Source organism: Symbiopectobacterium sp. Eva_TO, from assembly GCF_053848865.1.
Genome location: NZ_JBSPEY010000004.1, coordinates 4,264,126 through 4,281,391 on the forward strand (window position 1 = coordinate 4,264,126; position 17,266 = coordinate 4,281,391).

Genomic DNA, 17,266 nt, shown 5'->3' on the forward strand with positions numbered 1-17,266 from the left:
GCGAGAATTATTTGGCAATAACCTTGCGACCGCGGTAGTAGCCATCCGCAGTGATGTGGTGACGCAGATGAGTTTCGCCAGAAACTTTGTCTACGGAAACAGAAGAGCTGGTCAGCGCATCGTGAGCACGACGCATACCACGTTTGGAACGGCTAGGTTTGTTCTGTTGTACGGCCATGGACCTTACTCCTTAATTACTTACGCTTTAAACTGGCTAATACGGCAAACGGGTTCGGTTTCTCCACCTCTTCAGGCAGTTTACCGAACACCATGTCCGCTTCGGACACTTCACAGTGTTCAGAATCATGTACCGGAGCGATGGGCAATACGAGAATAATCTCATCTTCAACCATCGCCAGCAAATCGACCTCGCCAAACTCATCGACATCGATTGGCTCATACGCTTCCGGCAGAGCCTCTGCCTGCTCGTCATTGACGACAGGACTGAAACAAAATGTGGTGTGAATCTGATGTTCGAACGGCTTTTGGCAGCGCTGGCACATCAGCGTAACGGCCACTTGTGCACTGCCGTTAATCACCGCCAGACGCTGATTATCGATATGAAACGATAAAGAGACCTGAACATCACTATCCACACTGACCACAGACTCGGCAACGCGTGCAACTTGTTCGACCGTGTAGACACCAACATAGTCTAAACGTTTTTGAGCCGTGCGAACCGCATCCAGGGTCAGGGGTAATTTTACCTTTTGCATAGGGCGCGCATATTAACGTCGTAACGACTTAGAGTCAAAGGAAAAGGCGGCGTTGTCTTACTATTTTATCAAGATTCGCGATCGTCCAGATTCGCTTTCTCAGCGGCGCACAGTGTAAAATGCCTTTTTTGATTAAGCTACGGTTTATCGTAAAAATTATGTCTCAGATTGTGCTTGCCTCTACCTCTCCTTACCGTAAAAGCCTGTTCGCCAAGCTGGGACTGCCTTTTCAGTGTGCCAATCCCTATATCGATGAAACGCCACGTCCGCAAGAAAGCGCCGTCGCGCTGGTTGAGCGATTGGCACGGGAAAAAGCGCAAGCGCTGGTTACTCGTTATCCTGCGCACCTGATTATCGGTGGCGACCAAGTCTGCGTGCTTAACGGTGTTATTACAGGAAAACCGCTGATTGCGGAAAAGGCAGCGCAGCAGTTGCGTCAGGCCAGCGGTAACCGCGTCACCTTTTATACCGGTTTGGCGTTGCTCAACAGCGCCAGTGGCGCGCTGCAATCGCAGGTCGAGCCCTTTGACGTGCATTTTCGTGCGCTGAGTGAGGAAGACATTGCGGCCTATCTGGCGCGAGAGCAGCCGTGGCACTGTGCAGGCAGTTTCAAAAGTGAAGAATTGGGGATTGCCCTGTTTAATAAACTTTCCGGACGCGCCCCCAATACTTTGGTTGGCCTGCCGCTTATTGCGCTATGCGAGATGCTGCGCCATGAGGGCGTCAACCCATTAACACTGACCGGATTAGGGTAACCAGCACGCACCACGTCACAGTCCCTCTCGTCATCCTCGGCAAAAGCCGGGGATCCCTGTGAGAATAAACGCGTTTCTTCAGCACGAGATTCCCGCCTTCGCGGGAATGACGGTTGGTGGCGGGAGTTACTGTTTTAGCTAGGCTGTGTCCCTTAATTACATAACCTCTGGTAAAACAGGCGGATGCAGCCCAGTTTCAACATTGCCAGATAATTCCTCGCCGTTTTGTCGTAACGTGTCGCAATGCGACGGTATTCTTTCAGACGGCCAAAGCACCGCTCAACAACGTTCCGATTGCGGTAGGCGTCACGATCGAGCTTTGAACGACCATCCACCGCCATTTTTTCAGTGGATTTTCGGGGGATGACAGTTTTTATACCTCTGTTTTTCCGCTCGTTACGAATACATGCCCGGAGTACGCCTTGTCAGCGAGTACCGCATGACCACGGCGTTTCATACTGCCGTTCTGGCGTTGAACACCAATACCGTCCAAAAGACGTAGTGCAAACTGACTTTCATGAGCCTGACCGGGGCTCAACACGATGTTTAACGGAAGACCACTTCCGTCTGTAGCCATATGGATTTTGGTGCCAAAACCACCTCGAGAGCGACCCAGACCATTATCTCCGGTGATATCGGGATGTTTTTTTGAGCACCGGCAGCACATTTCAGCGCCCTGATATTGCTACCATCCAGCGCAGTCGCTGACCAGTCCACGAGGCCATGGGCATCAAGTGATGAAAGTAACTTATTGAAAATAAGGTTAATGACTCCCGATTTTGACCATCGGTTAAAGCGGTTATAAACGGTTTTCCATGGGCCGTATCGCTCAGGTAAATCACGCCATGGGGCACCAGAGCACAGCCCCAGAACATGCCATTGATAATCATGCGATGCTCAGCCCATGGGCGTCCGGCCTGTGGTGTTGCTGGTTCAGCAGGGAGTAAGGCCTGGATGATAGCCCATGCTTCATCGGGAAGGTCGTAGCGAGCCATAGTTCAAAATGATGTAGAAACAGACAGTTAGTATAACTCATGGGATTAAGGGACACAGCCTAGATTACCAAACATCACTGATGCTATTTCTGCTGCCGCAACACCTGTAAGCAGTGGCGTAATGCCCCATCAAGCGGCGCTTCGACACGCATCATCTCACCGGTGGCCGGATGCTCAAAGCTCAACGACTGCGCATGCAAGAACAAACGCGACAGCCCGGTAGCAGCCAGTTGCCGGTCAAATTCTCTGTCGCCATAGCGATCGTCAAACGCGATAGGATGGCCTGCGTGCAGCGTATGTACGCGGATCTGATGGGTGCGCCCCGTCACCGGACTGGCGCGCACCAGCGTCGCCTGCTCAAAGCGCTCTTCCACTTTGAAACGGGTTTCTGAGGGTTTCCCTTCGCTACTGACCCGCACTACGCGCTCGCCGCTCTGCAAAATATTCTTTAACAGCGGTGCCTGCACCACTTTGCAATGGGATTGCCACTGACCGCGTACCAGCGCCAGATAATTTTTCTGCATGCCCTTGAGCCGCAGTTGTTCATGCAGCGCACGCAGCGCCGAACGTTTTTTTGCTAACAGCAATACGCCTGACGTATCACGATCGAGCCGGTGCACCAATTCCAGAAAGCGCGCTTCAGGCCGCAGCGCGCGCAACCCTTCGATGACACCGAAGCTCAGCCCGCTGCCGCCATGCACCGCCGTGCCGGAGGGTTTATTGAGCACGATCAAGCTGTCATCTTCATACAGAATGCAATCGGCTAACGCGGCCACCTTATCGAGACTGGCTGACACCGCTGGTTCATCGAGTTCCGCTACGCGCACGGGAGGAACACGCACCACATCTCCATCCAGTAGCTTATATTCCGGCTTCGTACGTTTTTTGTTCACGCGCACCTCGCCTTTACGCAAGATGCGATAAATCATACTTTTCGGCACGCCTTTAAGCCGCGCCAGCAAAAAGTTGTCGATACGCTGCCCTGCTTCATCGGCAGAAACTGCGATAAATTGTACTGATGGATTCTCTGTTTTCATGATGCGCGATTCTAAATAGACCGTGCAGATAGCGCCACTCCTTTTTATGTGCTTAACTGTCTGTCAGGTACTTAATGGGCTGTTACCGAGATATTGGGCCAACTGATTGCCATCGAACGCGCGAACTTCAGTCATACTGCTCGCACATTTGATAAAAATCACGACAACAATTTTGTTGCACATCCGTAAAGTCACCTTGCTATAACAGTACCAGCAATGGAATAATGCTGTTGTTTTACCCGCCTATCTTCCTGAAACAGTGGAAAGGGCAAAATAGGTAAATTTGCCTGATAACGCATAAACGCAGCAATGGCGTAAGACGTAATGCGTAATCAAGCAGTTAGCGGGCTGCGGATGTCAGCTTGACCGGTAAATGGAATCAGATCTGGTGACCCTTCTTCAGAAGCTGTTCCCTCAATAAATGTGCTGTTTTCCATCAGGAAATACAGGCCACCGAAATATGCGCCTCTATGCAGGCGACAACCGAGAGGTTGACGTCCCTGCGATAAGCCACGAGGCCATCGGTGAACCCGGTCATTCAGCATCTTTGTCCGTAGCTCTATCAATGATGCAAGTAAAAATAACGAGTAAGTTAAGATGAAAAGAATGTTAATTAACGCGACTCAGCAAGAAGAGTTGCGTGTTGCTTTGGTTGATGGCCAACGGCTCTACGATCTGGATATTGAAAGCCCAGGCCATGAGCAGAAAAAAGCCAATATCTATAAAGGAAAAATCACCCGCATCGAACCCAGTCTTGAAGCTGCTTTTGTTGATTACGGCGCAGAAAGACATGGTTTCCTTCCGTTAAAAGAGATTGCTCGCGAATACATCCCCAGTAACTATGCCTCCCACGGTCGTCCCAACATCAAAGACGTGTTGCGCGAAGGACAGGAAGTTATTGTTCAGGTTGACAAAGAAGAGCGTGGCAACAAGGGTGCAGCGCTGACTACCTTTATCAGCCTGGCGGGCAGCTATCTGGTGTTGATGCCGAACAACCCGCGCGCGGGTGGCATTTCTCGTCGCATTGAAGGCGACGATCGCACCGAATTGAAAGAAGCACTGAGCTCGCTCGAACTGCCTGATGGCATGGGGCTTATCGTGCGTACCGCTGGTGTTGGCAAATCTGCCGATGCGCTCCAGTGGGATCTGGCGTTCCGTCTGAAACACTGGGATGCCATCAAAAAAGCGGCAGAAGGTCGCCCTGCCCCTTTCCTGATTCATCAGGAAAGCAATGTTATTGTTCGCGCATTCCGCGACTATTTACGCCCGGATATCGGTGAAATTCTTATCGATAACCCGAAAATCCTCGACCTTGCCAAAGAACATATTTCTGCTCTGGGTCGTCCAGATTTCAGCAGCAAAATCAAATTGTACAGCGGTGAAATTCCGTTGTTCAGCCACTATCAGATCGAATCGCAGATTGAATCCGCTTTCCAGCGTGAAGTGAGCTTGCCTTCTGGCGGCTCGATTGTCATCGATACCACAGAAGCATTGACGGCGATCGATATCAACTCGGCCCGCGCAACACGCGGCGGTGATATCGAAGAAACCGCCTTCAACACCAACCTCGAAGCGGCTGATGAAATCGCCCGCCAGTTGCGTCTGCGTGACCTCGGTGGCTTGATTGTTATCGACTTTATCGACATGACCCCGGTTCGCCACCAGCGCGAAGTGGAAAACCGCCTGCGCGATGCCGTTCGTCAGGATCGCGCCCGTATTCAGATTGGTCGCATCTCTCGCTTCGGCCTGCTGGAAATGTCTCGTCAACGGTTGAGCCCGTCGCTCGGTGAATCCAGCCATCACGTCTGTCCGCGCTGTAGCGGGACGGGCACTATCCGTGATAACGAATCCCTGTCGCTCTCTATCCTGCGTTTGATTGAAGAAGAAGCGCTGAAAGAGAACACCCGGGAAGTTCACGCTATCGTACCGGTGCCTATCGCGTCTTATCTGCTGAACGAAAAACGCGAAGCCGTGAATGCCATTGAGAAACGTCAGGGTGGCGTTCGTGCCGTTATCGTGCCGCACGATGGTATGCAAACGCCGCACTACCACGTTCTGCGTGTGCGTAAAGGTGAAGAAAAGACCACGCTCAGCTATCTGCTGCCGCAGCGTCTTGATGCAGAGGCACAACAGGTTCAGGAAGAGCAATCTCTGGAGCGCAAGATTCCTGAGCAACCGGCCTTGGCCACGTTCACCATGCCTGACCTGCCTGAATCGCCAGTAATCACACCGAAACCAGCGGCAAAAACAGCGCCAGAGCAAGTTTCTGCGCCTGCAACGCCTGGGCTGTTTGGCCGTCTGTTCGGCGCGTTGAAAAACATGTTCGCCAGCGCGGAAAACCAACCGGAAAGCACCAACACGCAAGAAACCGCCTCGACGGAGCAATGGCAAGAGCGTCGTTCCGGTCGTCGTCAAGGATCGGGCAACCGTCGCGATCGTAATCAACGTGATGGCGCGCGTGACGGCCGTGATGGTAACAAAGAAAGCCGTGACAGTAACCGCGAATCACGGGATGAGAACCGTCGCAATAAACGTCAGAACGCGCCAGCGGTGACAGAATCTGCCGCTCCTGTTGAAGAAGCGGTAGAAAAAGCACCACGTGACGATCAGCAACGTCGTGAACAACGTGCAGAGCGTCAACGTCGTCGTCAGGATGAAAAACGTCAGGCCCAGCAAGATGTTAAAGCCCTGAACAGTGATGAAGAAAGCGCACAGGATGAGAGTGAACAGGAGAAACCGACGCCGGTAATGCCGCGCCGTCAGCGCCGCCAGTTAACACAGAAAGTGCGTATCATTGACAGTGACGTAGCACACGCTGAAAACCAGGTTGAAGCATCAACATCCCCTGCACCGGTAGCAGAACACGCGCTGCCACTGTTGACGGATGCCGTGACTAACGCGCCTGCGGAGACCGAAGCCAACGCAGAGCAGGCAGAGGCGGGCCGTAGTGATGCCAATATGCCACGCCGCTCGCGCCGTTCACCGCGTCATCTGCGCGTGAGTGGTCAACGTCGTCGTCGCTATCGTGATGAGCGTTATCCGACACAATCGCCGATGCCGTTGGCGCAGGCTTCTGCTTCGCCGGAGATGGCATCCGGTAAAGTGTGGGTCCGCTATCCGGTGGCTGCATTGGCACAAAACGACGAACAGTCGGCTGAGCTGGCACCAGCTGTCGAAGCACCCATTGCGGCACTGCCAGTCATTGCTGCACTTGACGAGCAAGCACAGCCTGTTGCAACACCTGCAACGGACATCGTCATCTCACCGCTCGTAGACGACACGGTTAGTCCTGCGCCGGTCGCAGCTGAAAATGTCGCACAAGACTCGGTCGAAGCACCTGTTACCGTTGAACAGGCCGTAGCCCCTGAGGCGGTCGTAACAACAAAACCCGTTGAGGTTGCTGATGCAGAAGTGACTGAGCCTGTCTCTAGCACGGAAACCGCCTCAGAGCAAAGCCCAGTTGTCGAGGAACAGCCGGTGGTAACACCAGCGGCACCCGCACCAAGCGCTGAGCAGGCACCTGTTGAAGCCGTTGAGGAATACCCCGCAGTAGCGTCGGTTCCTCAGGCAACGGAAGAAACCGCACCAGCGGTTGCTGAAGTTGAAACGACTGAAGTCGAAACAGCTGAAACGGCCGTGACAGCAGCCGACGCGATTGAGACCGTTGCACCCATTGCAGCTGTCGAACCTGCGCCCGTGGTTGCCGAGTCTTCTGTTGCGACCACGACTCGTACGGTACAACCGTTACGCAGCACGGCTAAACAACAGCACTCTACCTCCGCACCGATGACCAAAGCGCCTGCGCCAGCCTACGAGGCGGAAGCACCGCGCCACAGCGATTGGGTACGCCCGACCACCGAGTTCGCCGGTAAAGGCAGCGCGGGTGGTCACTCTGCCGTCAACCACGCGACCGCAGCAGCAGCAAAACCCGCCGCGTTTGAGTAAATACGCCATCCAGGCAAAAAAAACCCTCTTCGGAGGGGTTTTTTTTATATCTGTATTGAAAACATCGTAGCTTAAATCAGCGCACGCAGCGGGGTTATTACCATACCCAGCGTTTTGCCTTCCAACTCGGTCACCAGTTGCTGAAAGTGCGGGGTTGCTTCGTGCTCCGTCAAGACCTCACGACTTGCCCAGCGTTCAAAAAAGACGAACGTACCCGGCGCTTCCAGTGATTCGTGCAGATCGTATTGCAGGTTTCCCGTTTCGGCACGACTGGGTGCCACCACTTTTTTAATCGCTTGTGCGACGGCATCAACGTGTTCTGGTTTAGCCTGAATACTGGCGACAATACGCAATTCCATATGTTGCTCCTGTTAGGTATCCCAACGGGCCTTGAATGGCCAGACTGAGAAATTAGCGATGGGACTTACCATACGCTACTCTTTCCCCACCGTGTACCCTGTACCACCGTGGTTAGCACAGAACGCCACTCGCCTCGAATAAGGTTTCGCCAGCAACAAACGGGTGCATTCCCAGCACTTTGCGCTTATGCTTGTGTCCCGCCGTATCTGCTCGTGACATTTAGCCCGCTGGAGCGCTTTTCATGACAACACTGTCTACCGTATTAAAAATTCGCCGTCCTGATGACTGGCATCTTCACCTGCGCGACGATGACGTACTCGCAACCGTGTTGCCGTTTACCAGTCGTCATTTTGGCCGCGCGATTGTAATGCCCAACCTGACACCGACGATCACCAGCATCACCAGTGCGCTGGCCTATCGCGAACGCATTATCGCCGCGATCCCGGCAGGTGACGATTTTCAACCGTTGATGACATGCTATCTGACAGACTCGCTAGACGCGGAAGAGGTCGTGGCAGGCTTCCAACAAGGGGTATTTACCGCCGCCAAGCTCTATTCAGCAAACGCGACCACCAACTCCAGTTTTGGTGTTACCGATGTCGCCAATATCTACCCTATCCTTGAGCAGATGGCAGACATCGGCATGCCGCTGCTGATTCACGGCGAAGTGACCGATCCAGCGATCGATATTTTCGACCGCGAAGCCCGTTTTATCGAATCAGTCATGGAGCCGCTGCGCAAACGCTTCCCTACACTGAAAATCGTGTTTGAACACATAACAACCCGCGAAGCCGCACAATACGTGTTGGACGGCGATCGCTATCTGGGCGCTACCGTAACACCGCAACACCTGATGTTTAACCGCAACCACATGCTGGTGGGCGGTGTGCGGCCTCACTTGTATTGCCTGCCGATTCTGAAACGCAATATTCACCAACAGGCACTGCGCGATGCGATCGCCAGTGGTTCCGACCGTTTCTTCCTCGGTACGGATTCAGCGCCTCATGCGCGCCACAAGAAAGAAGCAAGTTGTGGCTGTGCCGGGGTATTCAATTCGCAGGCCGCGCTTTGTGCCTACGCCAACGTGTTTGAAGAGATCGGCGCGCTGGATAAGTTAGAAGCGTTCTGCTCGCTCAATGGACCCGCATTTTACGGTTTACCCATGAATGAGGGCTGGATTGAACTGCATAAGGCTCCCACGACCTTCCCAGAAAGCATCGCGTTAGGTGATGACGCGCTGGTGCCCTTCCTTGCCGGTCAAACCTTGGACTGGCAAGTACGTTAATCTCACCGCCCGTGTGTTGCATATTCGCGGCGCACAGGCTTTTAACGGCCTTTGCATTTCACCACCACATATTTGTATCAGCCCTATTGCTCCCCCTGACCCTTTACTGTATAAAAAACCAGTAAATTAAAGGAGAGTATCATGCGCGTAGAACTCACATTAGCCAAATCAGCCCCTTTACCCGCTGGCGCCCTTGAAGCCTTGACGCACGAATTGACCCAGCGCGTACACCGTTATTATCCCGATAGTGCCATTCAGGTTCGTTACGCCGCAGCCAACAATCTGAGCGTATTGGGAGGAAACAAGGATGATAAAGCGTTAATTTCAGAAATTCTTCAGAAAACCTGGGAGAGCGCCGACGATTGGTTTAGCGCGGAATAATCACTGGCATTAATAATCGAGACCTTCTATTTTATCCTTGTAGTCTTCACACTAGCCGGTAGATGGTCGATGACGGAGAGACATGACAATGACGGTAGAAAAACCAGAACAAGCCATGACGTTCGGCGAATTATTGGCGCTCATTGGAGACCAGCAGCACAAGATTGATGCGCTGGAACTGGCGTTTTCCTCCCTGGCATTTGCATTGGATGAAAGAACGGCACAGCTGTTGCTACATAATTTGAAAGGCTTTGTTGAATAAATCAGAACTTGTAACGACTGTGCCCCAGGTCGATTGTTACGTGATGCGAATACTGTTCGGCATTCCTAATAGCGTGATCCGGTTAAGCGCTTTGACCATCGCCATGGCTTCACCCACCTGAGCATCGTAGTCACGCAGACTTAGATGACCACCCAGAAGCGTTTTGAACCGGAACTGTAGTGGTCAACTAATATTGGCCACCGCATTAGACTGTATGTAGAACAGTCGCTCAGATTCGTTTGGAGTTAAGCCGCCGTTATACCAGTGAGGCCGGATAGCGCTGTAATACCCCGTGATGTAGCGGATAATCGCGTCCTGGGCTTCGCTGAAGCTGTTGTAACCCTTTGTCGGCACCCATTCTGTCTTCAGGCTGCGGAAGAACCGCTCCATTGGCGCATTATCCCAGCAGTTACCCCGCCGACTCATACTCTGCTTTATCCGGCAGCGCCACAGGGCTTGCCGGTATTGACGGCTGGTATAGTGGCTGCCCTGGTCGCTGTGGAACATGACTCCTGTTGGTTGTCCCCGGAGTTCCCAGGCCATCTGCAACGCTTTAACTGTCAGCGCCGAGTCCGGCGACGTCGACATGGCCCAGCCCACCGGTTTGCGGGCGAACAGGTCTAGCACCACCGCAAGGTAAGCCCAGCATTTGCCCGTCCAGATGTAGGTCACATCGCCGCACCAGACCTGATCCGGCGCGGTAACCGCGAACTGGCGGTTGAGATAGTTCGGTATTTCAACGTGTTCATTGCCGCCGCGTTTGTATTTGTGAGCCGGTCGCTGGCAGCTGGCGATACCCAGCTCCTTCATCAGCTTGCCAGCCAGCCAGCGCCCCATTTTGACACCAGAGCTGCCGGTGACGATGGTCGCGATACTTCGAGCGCCGGCAGAGCCGCCGCTGGCGTTCCAGGCTTCCATGACGCGACTACACTTAACCACGTGCTCACCGTCGGGTTCATTAGCGGAAGCCTGCCAGTGCCTGTAGCTGCTGCGATGTACCTCAAAAGTTTGGCACAACGCCGTGACCGGGTATCGCGCCCTCAGCCTGTCGACTACCGTGAACCGTTGAGTGAGTCCGACATTAAGAGCGCCGTAGCCTTTTTTAGGATTTCGTTCTCCATTTCAAGGCATTGGACTTTTTTCTTCATCTCACGCAGCTCGAGCTGTTCAGGGGTAAGAGGAAGTCCCGTTGGCGTTTTTCCCTGTCGTTCAAGGCGAAGCTTATTGACCCAGCGACTAATGGCAGAATGGCTGACATTAACCGCCTCTGCGGCCTTAACGTATGTGTAGCCGTGGTCGACAACCAGCTTTGCGGCTTCGAGCTTAAATTCCGCCGTAAAATGTTTACCCATGAGGTCACCTGTCGTGTTGATGAGGTGAGCATATCACCTCCGCTCAGGTGGCCAGTATCAGTGTGCCACTACACAGATAATCTCATGCGTCGCACTGTCTACTGCCAGATGCAGCTTACGCCACACCCTGCGTCTGTCGGCACCATGCTGCCGGACTTTCCATTCGCCTTCGCCAAAGACCTTCAGGCCGGTTCCATTGCGTATTCGCATGCGATCGATCATCGATTCGCATCTAAGGTCGATCACGTTTTCGCATCGTAATCGATCACCCGGGAACCTAACTTTTTTATCGTTTTAGCGTGTTTCTTCTGCGCTTTCCACTGCCAGGCTATTTTTCCTTAATGATTCTCCCTGAAGCTCCACTCTGTGAGAGTTGTGGATCAGCCGATCCAGGAAGGCATCTGCCGCCGTCGGGTTTTCCATCACTCCGTACCATTGCTCCACCGGCAACTGGCTGATAAGGATCGTGCTGGTTTGCCCATATCGCTCTTCCGTTATTTCCAGCAAGTCATTGCATTGCCGCGTTGTGATAACTTCAAGACCAAGGTCGTCCAAGATAAGAAACTCTATTTTTTGAAGCTGTTTCAGTTGCTTAAGCCAGCTGCCGTCCAGTCGGCCCTGCTCAAGCTGATCCAGCAGCCGACCCATGCGCCAGTATTGAACGCTTCTCTTTTGCCGGCACGCCTGCTCGCCCAGGGCACAACCTACCCAGCTTTTTCCGCTGCCAGTTGGCCCTGTTATCAGGATATTCTTGCTGTGGGTGATGTAATGCCCGTTCAGAAGCTCGCGCATCTGTTCGGCCTTTAACCCTCGGGAGACCGGATAGTACATACCCTCAGGGGTTGCACCGTGGCGCAACCGTGCCTGCTTTCTCAACCGCCCAACACGGCTGTTTTCACGATTCAGTAGCTCTTCTTCGACAAGTAACCCCAGGCGTTCTGCGAACCTCAGCTCATTGTATGTACCAGGTGCCTCACGCTGGCGTATCATGCCATCGGCCATTGCCGACAGCTTCAGCGTTCTAAGTTTGGTTAGCAGGTCATCAGTCATAACGACTCCCTTTTTCAGTGGTAATATTTTGGACCACGCAGATTCTCGTGCTCCAGTGGAAGCTGTAACTCTCTATTTCCTTTAACTGTTTCTCCGATGCCCTCCCTGTTGTGACGCAGCAGATTCTCGATAAAACGCCTTTCCGGATGGTTCAGCCCGCAGGCCTTGTCACAGGCTTTTTCCAGCCGTTCGGCACCGTATTTTTTCTGGAGCGACAGTAGGCCGAGAACAGCCCGATAAGCCTGCTCAGGATGATTCTTCGCGTTTAGCATCGCTTCCACCACCTGCCGGGTCGCCTTGCCGGTTCTCGCGGCATTATCCAGCAGCTTTTCAGGTGTCCAGCTGCTGTGCCCGCGGTGATTGACCGGCATGTGTGCCGGATTCGTGCTGTGGCTGTACTGCCGATCGCTGCGAGGGTGCTGAGCCACGCAGCGGCCCTTATGCCAGACCTGGACCAACGTCTGACCCGCTTTTACCGACAGCCTTTCACCAACCAGCTCATGGGGAACGGAGTACCAGTGGCGGTCGTATTCGACGTGATAGTCAGGAGCGACCTTCACCGCACGGTATTCGGTGTATTCATAGGGCATGGCTGGCAACGGCTGCAGGCACGGCGCATCGAGCAGCGCAAAGCGCTGCGCTCGGCTCTGGCCCCCATAACCTTTCATTGGCCGGTTATTCAGCTCGGTCATCAGCTCACTGAGCCTGACGTTGAGCGCATGCATCGTATGGAAGGTTTCATTGCGTATTCGCGCCAGGAGCCACCTTTCGACCAGCAGGACGCCGTTTTCCACTTTGGCCTTGTCTTTCGGTTTGTAGGGTCTGGCTGGCATCACTACCGTGCTGTAATGCGAGGCCAAAGACTGATAGCTGTCGTTGATGACCGGCTCGTAGCGATCTGCTTTGCTCACCGCGCTACGCAGATTATCGGGTACCAGCAGGGCTGGAACGCCGCCGAGGAAGGTCAGGCAGTGGCTGTTAGCATTCAGCCAGCTCATCATGTCCTGACCGGGGCAGGCTTCTGCATAGGTATAATTTGACGCTCCCATGACAGCGACGAAGATGGCGACCCGGCGCACATTTCCCGTATCGGGGTCGGATACCGGCACCGTGGGCCCGCAGAAGTCGATGAACAGCTTCTCACCGGCACGGTGGGTCTGGCGCATCGAGCGTTTCTGGCATTTCTTCCATTGGCGATAACAACGGCAGAACTGAGAGTAGCCCAGCGCCATTTCTCCGGTTTCGGTGCTGTATTCTATCCACAACAGCTGCCTGGTAACCCCTGGCCGTCTTAGCTCGGTATCGATATACAGCCAGTCTGGCGCGATAAGCTCCGAGGTGCGCATTCTGCGGGTGGGGAACAGCATCTTTTCCAGTTTTTCTGGCAAGAGCGCATCAGGCAATGGCCACGACAGCGATGCGGCGGTAAAACGGGAGAGCACCTCATAAACTGTGGAAGGGCTGACCCTAAGAGCAGCGGCGATGGTGCGATTAGACTGGTTGCACTCAAATTTGAGTTTGAAGATCTGAAGACAAGTCTCCATGGGACTCCTGCTTTTTCTCTTTCTGGCCATCGTTATCTCCATTTCAGTAGAAACTGCGAACGGAGAGGAGGTTAGAAGAGTTAAGTCCCGGAGTGATCGATACGACGCGAATCAGTGATCGACCTTAGATGCGAAATCGTGATCGATTGTCATGCGAATCACTGATCGATCACGATGCGAATATGCACTTCTGCGCGATAACCACGGCAGAGTTGGCATAATAGGGCTGGGTAAAGGCCACTTGCTTGCTGTGCTCTGGAGTGATGTCCATCCCGGAGATCACGGCATCGTAACGACGGAATTTCAGCGCCGGAATCAGGCTGTCGAAAGCCTGGTTGGTGAAGGTGCAGTTAGCTTGCATCTGTTTGCACAGGGCTTTCGCCAGATCCATATCAAAGCCGACGATCTCGTTGTTGGCATCGAGAGATTCAAATGGCGGATAGGTGGCGGAGGCGGAAAAACGGATAGTGTCTGCGGCGTTAGCGCCAAATGCCATACCTGCCAGTAACGTGGCGACCACGAATTTTTTCATGTTGTGCTCCAACGATTTTTTTAAATTTTTCCTGCGGCATGCTTTCCGCTCAACGGTAATCACATTGCTATTGAATGAATTTATATGCAAATAAAATGATTAAAAATGCATTTGAGTGGTGATAAAACAGACAAAAAAAGCAGGCCTCGGCCTGCTTTTTGTCGTACAAGATGGATCAGTTACGGTGTTCAAACGCCAGTGCACGTCGTTCGATGAGCCGCATCAGCAATGTTAACAACCCATTGACGCACAGGTAAATAATCCCTGCGGCACCGAACACGGCGACATCGTAGGTACGACCATACATCAGTTGGCTGTAACCCATCACCTCCATCAGCGTGATGGTATAAGCCAGCGAGGTACTTTTAAACACCAACACCACTTCGTTTGAATAGGACGATAGGGCGCGTTTGAAGGCATAGGGCAGCAAAATACGCAATGTTTGTGCCGGTGACATACCCAGCGCTGCGCAGGATTGCCACTGCCCGGAAGGTATGGCGCGTACCGCACCGTAAAACAGTTGCGTAGTATAGGCCGCGCTGTTTAATGCCAGCGCAATCATGGCGCACAGCCAGGGTTGAGAGAGCAAGTGCCACAACCACGGGATCTGCTGGATTGCCGGAAACTGGCCCGGACCATAGTAGATCAGGAAGATTTGCACCAGCAGCGGTGTGCCGGTAAACAGCGTGATGTACGCCCGGGATAACAGCGACAACACCGGTGTTTTTAACGCAAGCACTGCCGTCAGCACCAAAGAGATAACCAGTGCGGCAATCAGCGCCACCAGCGTAAGGCTAAGGCTGGTGTGCAACTCTTTGAGCAATTCAGGTAAGTAGGCGAGCATCAGGACGGCCTCCGTTCAAAACGCGTAGTACGCAGTTCGATACGTTTGAGGACGTATTGACTTAACAAGGTGATTACCAGATAAATCACTGCCGCAATCACATACCAGGTAAAGGGCTCTTGGGTACGTGTGGCGATGCTCTTGGTTTGCAGCATCAGATCGTTCACGCTAATCAGTGACACCAATGCGGTATCTTTCAGCAATACCAGCCATTGGTTGCCGAGACCGGGCAGGGCATGACGCCACATTTGCGGAATGATCAGACGAAAGAAGATGGCTGCTTTACTCAAACCCAGGGCTTGCCCTGATTCGCGCTGCCCTTGCGGGACCGCTTTGAGCGCGCCGCGCAGCGTTTGTGACGCATAGGCTGCATACAGCAGCGCCAATGCAATCACACCGCACAGAAACGGGCTGACTTCAAACGTCTCAATGTTTAACTTGATGGGATACGCTGTGCCACCAATACTGAGCGTAAAGCCATCAGCCAGTATCAGCAGCAGCTGTGATGAACCAAAATAGATAAACAGCACCACCAGAATTTCCGGCAGACCGCGTAGCAGCGTCACTAACGCTGTGCCACACCAGGAAACGGGCTTCCAGCGCGCCATTTCCCAGACAGCAAACAGCATCGCCAGAATCAAACCGAGTACCAGTGCACAAACGGCAAGGCCGACGGTCATGCCGGCGGCGCTTGCAAGAGGATGAAATTCAATCATTGAGCGAGATTACTGCTGAAACCATTTGTTGTAGATGGACTGATAAGTGCCATCCTGTTTGACTTTGTCCAGCGCGTCATTGAAGCGTTTGACCAGTGCATCGTTACCCTGACGCACCGCAATGCCCAAACCGATACCAAAGTAGTTTTTATCCGTCACGCTGCTGCCTACGGTAGCCAACTGGTCATTCTGTTTCAGCCACTCATTCACCACGGCGGTGTCACCGAATACCGCGTCCAGACGGCCGCTTTTCAGATCCAGAATGGCATTCTGATAGCTGTCATAGGGCACTGTGGTCACATCTTTGTGTTGGTCCAGCAGGTATTTCTGGTGAGTCGTACCGTTCTGCACGCCAACGCGCTTACCTTTCAGGGCACCAATATCGGCCACTTTGCCTTTCTGTGCGATAAACAGCGCAGAGTTGTCGTAGTAAGGTTGGCTAAAGGTAACCTGTTGCTGACGTTCCGGCGTAATATCCATCCCCGCCATAACCGCTTCATAACGGCGGAATTTAAGCCCTGGGATCAAGCTGTCAAAGGCCTGATTGCTAAACGTACAGGTGGCGTTCATCTCTTTGCACAGCGCATTCGCAAGATCGACGTCAAACCCTTGGATCTTGTTATCATCGCCCACGAATTCGAACGGAGGGTAAGAGGCTTCAGTCGCGAAACGGATGGTTTCAGCGGCGCTGGCGGCAACGCTGGCGCTGGCGAGGAGTGCTGCAACGAGTAATTTTTTCATTGTCATTTCCATCTTGTTCATCAATGAGAAAGATAACTGGCGAACTCAGCGGTTTGCGGCGCAGTAAAGTGGCCCGCATCACCCTGTTCGACAATACGGCCATTTTCCATGTACACCACACGGCTGGCAGTTTTACGTGCAAAATCCACTTCGTGAGTGACGATCACCTGGGTGATGCCGGTCTGTGCCAGTTCCTGAATAATACCGACCACCTGGGCCGTGATTTCAGGATCGAGCGCGGCCGTTGGTTCATCAAACAGCAGCACCTGGGGTTCCATCATCAGTGCGCGGGCAATCGCCACGCGTTGCTGTTGCCCACCAGACAAATGCAGCGGGAAACGATCGGCAAAATCGCGCAGGCGTAAACGTGTTAACAGTTTGTCTGCACGTGCCAGCGCCTCGTCTTTGCTCAACCCCAATACCCGACAAGGTGCCTCGGTCAGGTTTTTCGTGACGGTCAGGTGTGGCCACAGGTTGTATTGTTGAAATACCATGCCGACATTGCGGCGCAACTCACGAATGGCACCGTCACTCGGCGGCTGTGCAAACGTAAACTGGTTGCCTGCAATGGCAAGCGTGCCCGAACGTGGCATTTCCAGCAGGTTCAATACGCGCAGCAGCGAGCTTTTCCCTGCACCGCTGGGGCCCAATAACACCAGCGTTTCGCCAGCCGGACAATCAAGGGTGACATCGAATAGCGCCTGATGCGCGCCATATAAACAGTTAATGCTGTTTAGTTGAATACTCATGC

At 53.3% G+C, this 17,266-nt stretch carries 16 protein-coding genes and 4 pseudogenes; 5 read left to right on the top strand and 15 right to left on the bottom strand.

Annotation, left to right across the window (positions count from 1 at the left end; all coding sequences use genetic code 11):
• Window positions 1–7 precede the first annotated feature (7 nt).
• Window positions 8–178 carry a 50S ribosomal protein L32 gene (gene rpmF, locus ACWWJF_RS24925; protein WP_455870851.1) on the bottom strand — a complete coding sequence of 57 codons (171 nt, stop codon included), beginning with the start codon at window positions 176–178 and terminating at the stop codon, window positions 8–10.
• 16 nt (window positions 179–194) lie between these two features.
• A complete protein-coding gene (gene yceD / locus ACWWJF_RS24930; RefSeq protein ID WP_455870852.1) occupies window positions 195–716 on the bottom strand; it encodes a 23S rRNA accumulation protein YceD in 522 nt (173 codons plus the stop codon).
• A 158-nt stretch (window positions 717–874) separates the two neighbouring features.
• Here yceD and ACWWJF_RS24935 point away from each other — a divergent pair, with 158 nt between their 5' ends.
• A complete protein-coding gene (locus tag ACWWJF_RS24935; protein ID WP_455871266.1) occupies window positions 875–1,471 on the top strand; it encodes a Maf family protein in 597 nt (198 codons plus the stop codon).
• A gap of 152 nt (window positions 1,472–1,623) precedes the next feature.
• On the opposite strand, the pseudogene ACWWJF_RS24940 reads toward ACWWJF_RS24935, so the two are convergent.
• Together ACWWJF_RS24940 and rluC are read right to left on the bottom strand one after the other, a co-directional pair.
• Window positions 1,624–2,466: pseudogene (locus tag ACWWJF_RS24940) on the bottom strand (IS5 family transposase).
• An 83-nt stretch (window positions 2,467–2,549) separates the two neighbouring features.
• On the bottom strand, window positions 2,550–3,503 hold the full coding sequence (gene rluC / locus ACWWJF_RS24945) for a 23S rRNA pseudouridine(955/2504/2580) synthase RluC (protein ID WP_455870853.1): 954 nt from the start codon (window positions 3,501–3,503) through the stop codon (window positions 2,550–2,552).
• Window positions 3,504–4,100: 597 nt separating this feature from the next.
• On the opposite strand from rluC, the gene rne reads away from it, so the two are divergent.
• A complete protein-coding gene (gene rne / locus ACWWJF_RS24950; protein ID WP_455870854.1) occupies window positions 4,101–7,448 on the top strand; it encodes a ribonuclease E in 3,348 nt (1,115 codons plus the stop codon).
• Window positions 7,449–7,519: 71 nt separating this feature from the next.
• On the opposite strand, the gene ACWWJF_RS24955 is transcribed toward rne, so the two are convergent.
• Window positions 7,520–7,807: a putative quinol monooxygenase gene (locus ACWWJF_RS24955; protein ID WP_455870855.1), complete on the bottom strand. Its 288-nt coding sequence runs from the start codon at window positions 7,805–7,807 to the stop codon at window positions 7,520–7,522.
• 242 nt (window positions 7,808–8,049) lie between these two features.
• Here ACWWJF_RS24955 and pyrC point away from each other — a divergent pair, with 242 nt between their 5' ends.
• The 3 genes from pyrC (at window position 8,050) to ACWWJF_RS24970 (ending at window position 9,736) form a co-directional block, all read left to right on the top strand.
• Complete coding sequence (gene pyrC / locus ACWWJF_RS24960) at window positions 8,050–9,093, top strand: dihydroorotase (protein ID WP_455870856.1); 1,044 nt, start codon at window positions 8,050–8,052, stop codon at window positions 9,091–9,093.
• Window positions 9,094–9,234: 141 nt separating this feature from the next.
• Window positions 9,235–9,474, top strand: coding sequence for a DNA damage-inducible protein I (gene dinI / locus ACWWJF_RS24965; protein ID WP_455870857.1), 240 nt, complete (start codon window positions 9,235–9,237; stop codon window positions 9,472–9,474).
• 82 nt (window positions 9,475–9,556) lie between these two features.
• Entirely contained in the window at window positions 9,557–9,736 is a 180-nt protein-coding gene (locus tag ACWWJF_RS24970) for a hypothetical protein (protein WP_455871285.1), read from the top strand.
• 36 nt (window positions 9,737–9,772) lie between these two features.
• On the opposite strand, the pseudogene ACWWJF_RS24975 reads toward ACWWJF_RS24970, so the two are convergent.
• The 10 genes and pseudogenes from ACWWJF_RS24975 to artP all read right to left on the bottom strand — a co-directional run.
• Window positions 9,773–9,910 (bottom strand): annotated as a pseudogene (locus ACWWJF_RS24975) (IS5/IS1182 family transposase); the annotation flags it as partial.
• 9 nt (window positions 9,911–9,919) lie between these two features.
• Window positions 9,920–11,088, bottom strand: a protein-coding gene (locus ACWWJF_RS24980) for an IS3 family transposase (protein WP_455868685.1) whose coding sequence is annotated in 2 segments (ribosomal slippage) — window positions 9,920–10,833 and window positions 10,833–11,088 — 1,170 coding nt in all. Because the reading frame shifts where the segments join, the coding sequence is not laid out codon by codon here.
• A 72-nt stretch (window positions 11,089–11,160) separates the two neighbouring features.
• Window positions 11,161–11,286, bottom strand: a pseudogene (locus ACWWJF_RS24985) (transposase); the annotation flags it as partial.
• Between the two features lie 96 nt (window positions 11,287–11,382).
• Entirely contained in the window at window positions 11,383–12,138 is a 756-nt protein-coding gene (gene istB / locus ACWWJF_RS24990) for an IS21-like element helper ATPase IstB (protein WP_455870858.1), read from the bottom strand.
• 14 nt (window positions 12,139–12,152) lie between these two features.
• On the bottom strand, window positions 12,153–13,682 hold the full coding sequence (gene istA / locus ACWWJF_RS24995; RefSeq protein ID WP_455868471.1) for an IS21 family transposase: 1,530 nt from the start codon (window positions 13,680–13,682) through the stop codon (window positions 12,153–12,155).
• 175 nt (window positions 13,683–13,857) lie between these two features.
• Window positions 13,858–14,214 (bottom strand): annotated as a pseudogene (locus ACWWJF_RS25000) (transporter substrate-binding domain-containing protein); the annotation flags it as partial.
• Between the two features lie 175 nt (window positions 14,215–14,389).
• Window positions 14,390–15,058, bottom strand: coding sequence for an arginine ABC transporter permease ArtM (gene artM / locus ACWWJF_RS25005; RefSeq protein WP_455870859.1), 669 nt, complete (start codon window positions 15,056–15,058; stop codon window positions 14,390–14,392).
• Complete coding sequence (artQ, locus tag ACWWJF_RS25010; RefSeq protein WP_455870860.1) at window positions 15,058–15,774, bottom strand: arginine ABC transporter permease ArtQ; 717 nt, start codon at window positions 15,772–15,774, stop codon at window positions 15,058–15,060. Before artQ ends, artM begins: the two co-directional genes overlap by 1 nt.
• A gap of 9 nt (window positions 15,775–15,783) precedes the next feature.
• Entirely contained in the window at window positions 15,784–16,515 is a 732-nt protein-coding gene (gene artJ, locus ACWWJF_RS25015; protein WP_438815171.1) for an arginine ABC transporter substrate-binding protein, read from the bottom strand.
• A 20-nt stretch (window positions 16,516–16,535) separates the two neighbouring features.
• Window positions 16,536–17,264, bottom strand: coding sequence for an arginine ABC transporter ATP-binding protein ArtP (gene artP / locus ACWWJF_RS25020; RefSeq protein WP_455871267.1), 729 nt, complete (start codon window positions 17,262–17,264; stop codon window positions 16,536–16,538).
• Window positions 17,265–17,266: the final 2 nt, after the last annotated feature.

Coding starts and splice junctions, on each gene's coding strand:
- yceD (WP_455870852.1), bottom strand. CDS start 716: ATGCAAAAGGTAAAATTACCCCTGACCCTGGATGCGGTTCGCACGGCT.
- istB (WP_455870858.1), bottom strand. CDS start 12,138: ATGACTGATGACCTGCTAACCAAACTTAGAACGCTGAAGCTGTCGGCA.
- ACWWJF_RS24955 (WP_455870855.1), bottom strand. CDS start 7,807: ATGGAATTGCGTATTGTCGCCAGTATTCAGGCTAAACCAGAACACGTT.
- artP (WP_455871267.1), bottom strand. CDS start 17,264: ATGAGTATTCAACTAAACAGCATTAACTGTTTATATGGCGCGCATCAG.
- artQ (WP_455870860.1), bottom strand. CDS start 15,774: ATGATTGAATTTCATCCTCTTGCAAGCGCCGCCGGCATGACCGTCGGC.
- rne (WP_455870854.1), top strand. CDS start 4,101: ATGAAAAGAATGTTAATTAACGCGACTCAGCAAGAAGAGTTGCGTGTT.
- ACWWJF_RS24935 (WP_455871266.1), top strand. CDS start 875: ATGTCTCAGATTGTGCTTGCCTCTACCTCTCCTTACCGTAAAAGCCTG.
- artM (WP_455870859.1), bottom strand. CDS start 15,058: ATGCTCGCCTACTTACCTGAATTGCTCAAAGAGTTGCACACCAGCCTT.
- rluC (WP_455870853.1), bottom strand. CDS start 3,503: ATGAAAACAGAGAATCCATCAGTACAATTTATCGCAGTTTCTGCCGAT.
- dinI (WP_455870857.1), top strand. CDS start 9,235: ATGCGCGTAGAACTCACATTAGCCAAATCAGCCCCTTTACCCGCTGGC.
- artJ (WP_438815171.1), bottom strand. CDS start 16,515: ATGAAAAAATTACTCGTTGCAGCACTCCTCGCCAGCGCCAGCGTTGCC.
- istA (WP_455868471.1), bottom strand. CDS start 13,682: ATGGAGACTTGTCTTCAGATCTTCAAACTCAAATTTGAGTGCAACCAG.
- rpmF (WP_455870851.1), bottom strand. CDS start 178: ATGGCCGTACAACAGAACAAACCTAGCCGTTCCAAACGTGGTATGCGT.
- pyrC (WP_455870856.1), top strand. CDS start 8,050: ATGACAACACTGTCTACCGTATTAAAAATTCGCCGTCCTGATGACTGG.
- ACWWJF_RS24970 (WP_455871285.1), top strand. CDS start 9,557: ATGACAATGACGGTAGAAAAACCAGAACAAGCCATGACGTTCGGCGAA.